The organism is Streptomyces sp. SID5785 (assembly GCF_009870065.1).
GTDB lineage: Bacteria > Actinomycetota > Actinomycetes > Streptomycetales > Streptomycetaceae > Streptomyces.
Genome location: NZ_WWIA01000550.1, coordinates 1 through 5,772, shown reverse-complemented (window position 1 = coordinate 5,772; position 5,772 = coordinate 1). Strand labels below are relative to the sequence as shown.

Sequence of the window (5,772 nt, the reverse complement as noted above, 5' to 3'; positions counted from 1 at the left end):
TCAGCCTCGGGCAGTCCGTGATTCTCGGCATCGTCGAGGGCATCACGGAGTTCCTGCCCGTCTCGTCCACCGGCCATCTGAAGATCACCGAAGGCCTCATGGACATCCCGGTGGACGACCCCGCCGTGGTCGGCTTCACAGCCGTGATCCAGGTCGGCGCCATCGCCGCCGTGCTCGTGTACTTCTTCAAGGACATCGTGCGGATCGTGACCGCCTGGGGCCGCGGCCTGCGCGACAAGGAGGAGCGCTACCACCACGACTACAAGTTCGCGTGGTGGGTCATCTGCGCGACCATGCCGATCGTTGTCGTCGGCCTGGCGGCGAAGCCGCTCATCGAGGGACCGCTCGCCTCACTGTGGGTGGTCGCGGGCTCGCTGGTCGTCGGCTCCGGCGTCATGTGGGTCGCCGACCAGCGGGGCCGGCACAAGCGCGGCGAGGACGACACCTCGTTCAAGGACGCGATGCTCGTGGGCTCCTCGCAGATCCTGGCGCTGCTCTTCCCTGGTTTCTCGCGCTCCGGCGCGACCATGTCCACTGCCCTGCTGCTCGACCTCGACCGGGTCGCCGCGACCCGGCTCTCCTTCTTCCTCGGCATCCCGGCCCTCACCGGGGCGGGCCTGTACGAGCTGAAGGACGCCGTGGGCAGCGGGGTCGGCGCCGCTCCGATCGTCGCCGGCACCGCCGTCTCGTTCGTTGTCGCGTACGCCTCGATCGCCTGGCTGCTGAAGTTCGTGGCCCAGCACTCGTTCAACGCCTTCGTGATCTACCGTATCGTGATCGGTCTCGCCTTGTTCGGCCTGCTCGGCGCCGGCGTGCTCAACGCCTGACGGTGACGGAGAACCGCGCGATGCGGAAAGGGAGTTGCCGGTCCGGTCCCGCGGGGCGGGGGCAAGGGCGTCTTTCGAAAGTGGCGTCGTTCGTGAATGTCACACGGCTGGGATGGGAGTCGGGCAGTGCAGATCGCAGGGGTAGACCTGTATGTCAATCACCCGGTGATGGCGCTCGGTTCGACCGAGTGGATTCCCACCACGTTGGCCCTCGACGGCGCTCCTGCCGCTGCGTGCGACACGCACGTTCTTGTGCGGGTGCAGGCCCAGATTGTGCTGGTCAAGGTTCGAGTCTTTCAGGATCACGGTGACGCGGATGACCACGAGGGTGACAGCGAGCCGCTGACCACGGTGTTCGACGGGCGTCTTCTGCTGAGTGACGGTCGGCTCGTGGTGGGGGACGTCGTGGGTGAGAGCCGCTTCATCACGTCCCTGCTCGGGAAGCCGGGTAGGCGGCGGGTCCGGGTCTCGGTCGACGATCCGCACGGATGGGCTCGTGCCGTCGAAGTCGTCATCAGCGCCGAGACAGTGTGACGGCCGTGTATCAGCGAGCTCCCTGGTGCTGCCGCTCTAGGTCTGCCCAGAGTGCCAACCCTGGGCAGCTGTCCACGACGATCGCCCGCTGCGGCCGCGTGGATCTCCTCTGCATTGACGAACTCGGCGACATGGAGCTCGACCGGCGCGGCGCCGAACTCCGCTTCCAGGTTCTGGCCGAACGGGAGGAGAGGAACAGCGTCGCCATCGCCTCCGACGAGGCCTTCGGCGGCTGGCCGAGGACCTTTGCCGACCCGAGGCTCGGCGCGGCTGCGTGACGCTGTGCGGACCGTTTCCGCAGGACTCGGCGCGGGAGCGGCAGCGACCTCAACGACCTCGATGATGTACCGGTACGCGGGTCGTGGTCCCGATGCCGATCTCGGCCGTTAGGTGGCGTGCGGGTGGCAGTTGCGGAAGTGAACAAGCAGAGGCAGGGCCTGGCGCCGGCACTCAGGCGCGCCGCCAGCGGGTGCCAAGCCCCTAGCCGTGTTGACGGAGCTTGGCGGACCGCAGGTGCAGGGGGTATGGCTGTCCACGTCGATAGCCGACGGGTAGGGGTAGGCAAGAACACGAAGCCTCTGGCCGAGCGCAAGAGGCCAGCGTCCTGGCTTCCTCTCTCGCCCGTGTCCAGGGTTGGGTGCGGTGGGCCGGTTGGTAATGGGAGTTCTGTGCGTGGTGGGGTGTTGCGCGGGGGTCTGCGTGGTGGCCGCCGGTCATGGTGCGGTTTGACGAGAGTATTCATGTACCCGCGGGCCTAAGACGTTGTCTCATTCGGCGGGTTGAGTGGTCTGCGCTGCGTAGCGATGATCAAGTGCTTGGTGCCGGATGAGCTGCGGGAACTGTTCCAGCGCGGCTAGTGAGGTGGTGGCCCGGCCGTGGCGGCCGAGGCCTGGAATTGGGTCGCTGCGTGGCCCGCATGCGCTCGTGACCAGCGCAAACGTCCGCACCCTTGGGGAGGGAACATCTTGATCTACTGGGAATCGACTGGGCGGAGAAGACCCACGACGTCGCCCTCGTCGACGACAGCAGCCAGCTCCTGGCCAAGCGACACATCACCGACGACACGGCCGGCTACAAGATCCTGTTGGACCTGCTGGCCGAGCACGGCGACACCGAAGAGAGCCCGATCCCCGTCGACATCGGGACCAGCCGCGGCCTACCGAGACCGGCATGCCGTCTCCCGCAAGAAGTGTGACCCCGGAGACGCCCTCGTCCTGGCCAACATCCTCCGCACCGACATGCACGCCCACCAGCCCCTGCCGGCGGACTCCGAGTTGTTCCGTGCTGTCGCTGTCCTGGCCCGGGCCCAGCAGGATGCCACTTGGAACCGGCAGCAGATCTCCAACCAGCTCCGCTCCCCGCTCCGCGAGTATGACCCGGCTGCTCTGGCGGCCGCCGCGACCTGGCAAAGCGGCCTGTGCCGGCCCGAGATCCGCGAACTGCTCAATGCCGCCTCGACCCCGGCGATCGCAGCCCGACTGACCAGGACGCAGATCACGGTCGCCCTGCGGAGGGCGGGCCGCAAGCGTGGTATCGAGGCAGATACCGTACGGTTCCGCGAGGCCCTCCGCTCGGACTGGCCGCACCAGCCGCCGCAGGTCGAGGATGCCCTCGGCAAGCAGACGCTCGCGCTGCTCTTCCAGTTGGATGCCGCCTGCTCCGCCGCCGACAACTTCGCCCAAGCCGTCGATGAGACCTTCGCCCAGCATGAGGACGCCGAGGTCATTCTCGGCTTCCCCGGCCTGGGCACCCAGCTCGGCGCTCGGGTCCTGGCTGAGATCGGCGACGACCGGGAACGATTCGCCGACGCCCACAGGCTGAAGGCCTATGCCGGCCCCTCACCCATCACCAGGGCATCGGGGAAGAAGTCCGCCATCACCCGCCGATGGGTCAGAAACGATCGCCTCAACCATGCTGGAGGCCTATGGGCGTTGCCGCCCTGACCGCCTCCCTGGCGCCAAATTGCACGACCGCAAGCGCCGCGACGACCGCGGAGATTGTCATGCCTCCGCCCTCTGTAACCTCTTCAACCGGATGATCGGCCAGCTTTGCGACTGCCTCAAGAACCGTCATCTGTTGGATGAATAAGCCGCTTTCCCGCCTGCGAGCGAAGTCCTTGGCGCCTCAGCCGCGTAGGCCGGATACCGATCAAGCCGAATGCTTCACCCAGGGAGCCAGACGTTCCCCGACTGCCAGATTCTCGCGCCAGTACCGGAAGACGGTTCCCTGGACGATGTCGAGCTGTCCGGCCGCGACCAGGCCGGAGGCCAGACTCGCCCCGCCCGCGTCGGCCTCGAAGGCAATCAGTACGGGAGGTGTCTCACCGACCTGCCGAGCGACCAGTCGGGCCTCGTCAGGCGTCGGCGCACGAAACACCGGGTCTTGGAAGAAGGCCGGGCACGTGACGAAAACCGGGTCGCTGAACACCAACTCCAGGCCGTGGGCATACGAAATGTCGTGCCCCGCAGCCAGGCGCAGCCGGCCGGGGTCCCAGGCGACGATGTCCCAGTCCCACCATGACCCCTCGGGAAGCTCGATCACGGCTCGTTGCCCGCCCTGGACCACGCCGTCAATCGGGGATCACCAAACCAAGCTCAAGCAGTCGCGGAACGCAGGCCTTCAGGCAAGCCTCCAGGGAGACAGCGTCCGTGCGGACCAGGAGATCATCCCGGAACGGAGCCCCGTTCGCGACGAAAGTCCAGGGCTTCGTCCCATCGCGCATGCGCTCGGCGTCGACCTTGAACAACACTGTCACACCCTGCTCCGCCAACGCCTCCATGACCCGAGCGACGTCCATCGCGTCCCCACCCCCGATCCGAAATCGAACAGCCAGCAGGCTACACCGGCCTCTCACGACCCCGGGCTTGACCTCTTAGCACTGTGAGGTGTCTATGTAGTTCGTCAAGGTGGCAGGTGGCTGCTGGTCATGTCGGCTGGGGAAGGGGATGTGGTGGGGGCGTCGGGTGTAGGGCCGAAGGCGGGGGCCATCGAGGCGTGGCGGGACGTCTATGACCTGCTGGATGCCGTTCGGCAGCGGCCGAACGCAGGGGTGCGTAACGGCTCGTTGCAGGAACTGGCGCTGATGATGTTCGGGTACCACCTCGCGCTTCAGGTCCATGATGTTGACGAGGCGTTCGAGTTCGACCGTGGAAGTGGAGGGTTTCCCTCCTGGCTAAGCAGGACCCGTGGATGGTCGATGGCGACCGGGTGGGACGCTGCGGTCATGGAGAATTTGCCTGGCGAACCTCCGCTTGACGCCTTCTTCCGGCTCGTGGACGAGTACCGAGAGTTCGCACGTCAGTCAGGTTCGTGAAGTCTCTCGGCATAGTGTCGGTTCATGCTGATCGCGCGAGATGGGCACTGGGGTTGCAGGCGGTGTTGCTAGACGTGCTCGGGCGAACGAAGGACGCGGAGACGGTCCGCAGCTGGCTCCGTGAGAATCTGCTGTCGCCTGGTTCTCACCATTGACCATCTGTGACGGGTCGTTAGTTGGCCATCGTGTAAATGCTGAGCGCGACGACCGCTGCGGCGCAGAGCACCACGACTAGGCGGGCCGTCCAGTTGTCCTTCTCGATGGCCATCTGAATCGTCCGCCAGAACTCGGTTCCCATAGCGCCTCCCGGCATCGTTCGAGGTTCGTCCCCGATGACCAGTCGGCTCACCTTTTGCTGCGTCACCGCGGCGAAGGACGTCACACGACCGTGTTCCCGAGCGAGCCAGACCTGTCGCAGTTGTCCAGTCTGGCGCCCAGCGCATCCGCAAGGCCGACCTCATCCACGCCGCCGCGGTCCACTGGGCCCGTGCGGAGCGCGCGGCGGGGTGGGGTGGGTTGTGGCCTGCCCGCGATTCTTCCGTGAGGAGGCTTGGGTACCTGGGCGAGGATGCCTGGATGAGTCATGAGACCGACGAGGTACGCGAAGCGATCGCAGGCGAGCTGCGCCTCATGGACCCCCGCGTGCGGGCATCACGCTCACGTGCCCGGGAGCTCCTGGATCCGGAGTTTGTCGAGGTCGGCGCTTCAGGGCGACGGTGGACGTACGACGAGATGGTCGCCGTACTGCCCGACCTGGACGGCGCGACGGGCGACGGTCCGCGCTATGGGGCCTCAGGGTTCACCGGCGTCGTCCTGGCACCCGGGCTGGTGCATCTCACCTTCGAGACCACGATGGGTGGGAACAGAGCGCGACGCAGTTCGCTCTGGCGCAGGCACAGTACAGACGCAACCTGGCGGATGTACTACCACCAGGCCACACCCGTCCCGCCCGACACCATGTGACCGCGGCTGAAGCCGTCTGCTGCCGGTTCGCTCACCACCTCGAACGCGACCTTGACGCCGTCGTCGCCGGACTCTCCCAGCCGTGGAAGTCCGGTGTCGTCGAGGGCCATGTCAACCGGATCAAGATGCTCAAGC

The 5,772-nt window shown here is 66.5% G+C and carries 7 protein-coding genes and 2 pseudogenes; 6 read left to right on the top strand and 3 right to left on the bottom strand.

The annotated features are described in order from the left end of the window. From GTW43_RS17705 to GTW43_RS17690, 4 genes and pseudogenes are all read left to right on the top strand, one after another. Positions 1 to 827: undecaprenyl-diphosphate phosphatase (locus tag GTW43_RS17705; protein ID WP_161302986.1), on the top strand; the 827-nt coding region annotated here is incomplete at its 5' end. A gap of 126 nt (positions 828 to 953) precedes the next feature. Continuing rightward, positions 954 to 1,361 carry a hypothetical protein gene (locus tag GTW43_RS17700; protein WP_161302985.1) on the top strand — a complete coding sequence of 136 codons (408 nt, stop codon included), beginning with the start codon at positions 954 to 956 and terminating at the stop codon, positions 1,359 to 1,361. A 47-nt stretch (positions 1,362 to 1,408) separates the two neighbouring features. After that, positions 1,409 to 1,633: pseudogene (locus GTW43_RS17695) on the top strand (ATP-binding protein); the annotation flags it as partial. A gap of 677 nt (positions 1,634 to 2,310) precedes the next feature. Then, positions 2,311 to 3,449 (top strand): annotated as a pseudogene (locus GTW43_RS17690) (transposase). Positions 3,450 to 3,509: 60 nt separating this feature from the next. Here GTW43_RS17690 and GTW43_RS17685 read toward each other — a convergent pair. Further along, positions 3,510 to 3,902 carry a hypothetical protein gene (locus GTW43_RS17685; RefSeq protein ID WP_161302983.1) on the bottom strand — a complete coding sequence of 131 codons (393 nt, stop codon included), beginning with the start codon at positions 3,900 to 3,902 and terminating at the stop codon, positions 3,510 to 3,512. 28 nt (positions 3,903 to 3,930) lie between these two features. Further along, positions 3,931 to 4,158, bottom strand: a complete 228-nt coding sequence (locus GTW43_RS17680) for a hypothetical protein (protein WP_161302982.1) — start codon at positions 4,156 to 4,158, stop codon at positions 3,931 to 3,933. A gap of 129 nt (positions 4,159 to 4,287) precedes the next feature. Between GTW43_RS17680 and GTW43_RS17675 the strand changes: the two genes are divergently transcribed. Continuing rightward, complete coding sequence (locus GTW43_RS17675; protein WP_161302981.1) at positions 4,288 to 4,674, top strand: hypothetical protein; 387 nt, start codon at positions 4,288 to 4,290, stop codon at positions 4,672 to 4,674. 172 nt (positions 4,675 to 4,846) lie between these two features. On the opposite strand, the gene GTW43_RS17670 is transcribed toward GTW43_RS17675, so the two are convergent. Beyond that, complete coding sequence (locus GTW43_RS17670; protein ID WP_161302980.1) at positions 4,847 to 5,056, bottom strand: hypothetical protein; 210 nt, start codon at positions 5,054 to 5,056, stop codon at positions 4,847 to 4,849. A gap of 194 nt (positions 5,057 to 5,250) precedes the next feature. Between GTW43_RS17670 and GTW43_RS17665 the strand changes: the two genes are divergently transcribed. Next, positions 5,251 to 5,637 carry a DUF4440 domain-containing protein gene (locus GTW43_RS17665; RefSeq protein ID WP_161300139.1) on the top strand — a complete coding sequence of 129 codons (387 nt, stop codon included), beginning with the start codon at positions 5,251 to 5,253 and terminating at the stop codon, positions 5,635 to 5,637. The last annotated feature ends 135 nt before the right edge of the window (positions 5,638 to 5,772 follow it).

Excerpts from the sequence above, each read along its gene's own strand:
- GTW43_RS17680 (WP_161302982.1), bottom strand. The coding sequence starts at position 4,158 with ATGGACGTCGCTCGGGTCATGGAGGCGTTGGCGGAGCAGGGTGTGACA.
- GTW43_RS17675 (WP_161302981.1), top strand. The coding sequence starts at position 4,288 with ATGTCGGCTGGGGAAGGGGATGTGGTGGGGGCGTCGGGTGTAGGGCCG.
- GTW43_RS17665 (WP_161300139.1), top strand. The coding sequence starts at position 5,251 with ATGAGTCATGAGACCGACGAGGTACGCGAAGCGATCGCAGGCGAGCTG.